Genomic DNA, 1,277 nt, shown 5'->3' with positions numbered 1-1,277 from the left:
TCGGCGACCCGCTTGCCGATGCCCTGGGCGGCGCCGGTCACCACCATGACCTTGCCGGCGAATCGCGGGTTGGCAACAGGGCTCATGACTTGCTCCCCGCCTCGTTGGGCGTGAACTTCTCGTAGTGGAAGCTCTGGGGCACGATGCCCTCGGCGTCGAAGTGCTTGAGCACGGCGTCCACCATGGGCGGCGGGCCGCACAGATAGACGTCGACGTCGCCGTCGTGCATCACCTCGGCGTCCATGTGATGGGTCACGTAGCCCTTGCGCGGATGCTCGCTTCCCTCGTCCACCACCACGGTGGCGAAGGTGAAGTTGGGCAGCTTGGCGGCGAAGGCCTCCAGGGCGTCCACCTTGACCAGGTGATCGTCCTTGTTGACGCCGTAGATCAGGTGGATCGGCTGATCATCACCCTTGCCTTCCTCCTGCTTCTGGACCAGCTGGGCCAGCATGGAGAGGAAGGGCGCGAGGCCGGTGCCGCCGGCCAGCATCAGCACCGGGCGGGTGACCTCGCGAATGTAGAAGCTGCCCAGCGGGCCGGTGAGGGTCAGGCGATCGCCCACCGCGGCCCGGTCGCCGAGATAGCCGCTCATCACCCCGTTGGGGATGTTGCGGATCAGGAAGGTGGCCCGCTGCTCGCCCGGCAGGGAGCTGAAGGAGTAGGAGCGATGCGCCTCGGTGCCCGGCACGTCGATATGCACGTACTGGCCGGGCAGGAAGGTGATCTCGGCCCCCTCATCCAGGTCCACCACCAGCTCGATGCTGTCCTCGGAGAGCTGTTCGACCGCGGCGACCGTTCCCTCGACCTTGCCCACCTGGGTCTTGCACAGGGTGGAGGCCACCGGCACCTGGATGACGCAGTCGCTGGACGGCACCATCTGGCAGGTCAGCACCATGCCTTCAGCGGCCTCCTCGTCGGAGAGCGCATCCTCGATATACTCGTCGCCCATGTCGAACTCGCCCTGCTCGCAGTGTCCCTTGCAGGTGCCACAGACGCCGTCGGAGCAGTCCATCGGCAGGTTGACCTTCTGACGGTAGGCGGCGTCGAGAACCGTTTCGCCTTCCTTGCAGCCGATGAAACGGGTGACGCCGTCCTCGAAGTTGAGGGCAATGGTGTAGCTCATGGTCGTTTTCCTCCGGCACCGGGCCATCGTGTCTCGGTCAGATGTGGTAGACGTCGATGACCTGGTGGATATAGTCGTTGTTGAGTTGCACTACCTTGCGGGTGATCAGCGGGCTCTCGCCCGACACGTCCAGCGTGTAGAAGGAAGCCCCGAA

1 protein-coding gene is annotated in these 1,277 nt (G+C 65.0%); it reads right to left on the bottom strand.

What is annotated here, in order from left to right:
• Positions 1-82 precede the first annotated feature (82 nt).
• Positions 83-1,123, bottom strand: coding sequence for a benzoate 1,2-dioxygenase electron transfer component BenC (benC, locus tag J5F18_RS04145; RefSeq protein ID WP_346301065.1), 1,041 nt, complete (start codon positions 1,121-1,123; stop codon positions 83-85).
• Positions 1,124-1,277: the final 154 nt, after the last annotated feature.

The organism is Halomonas sp. BM-2019, from assembly GCF_017584085.1.
This window is presented reverse-complemented; position numbering and strand designations above follow the sequence as displayed.

Bases quoted from the DNA above. Each gene is read 5' to 3' on its own strand.
- benC (WP_346301065.1), bottom strand. From the start codon at position 1,123: ATGAGCTACACCATTGCCCTCAACTTCGAGGACGGCGTCACCCGTTTC.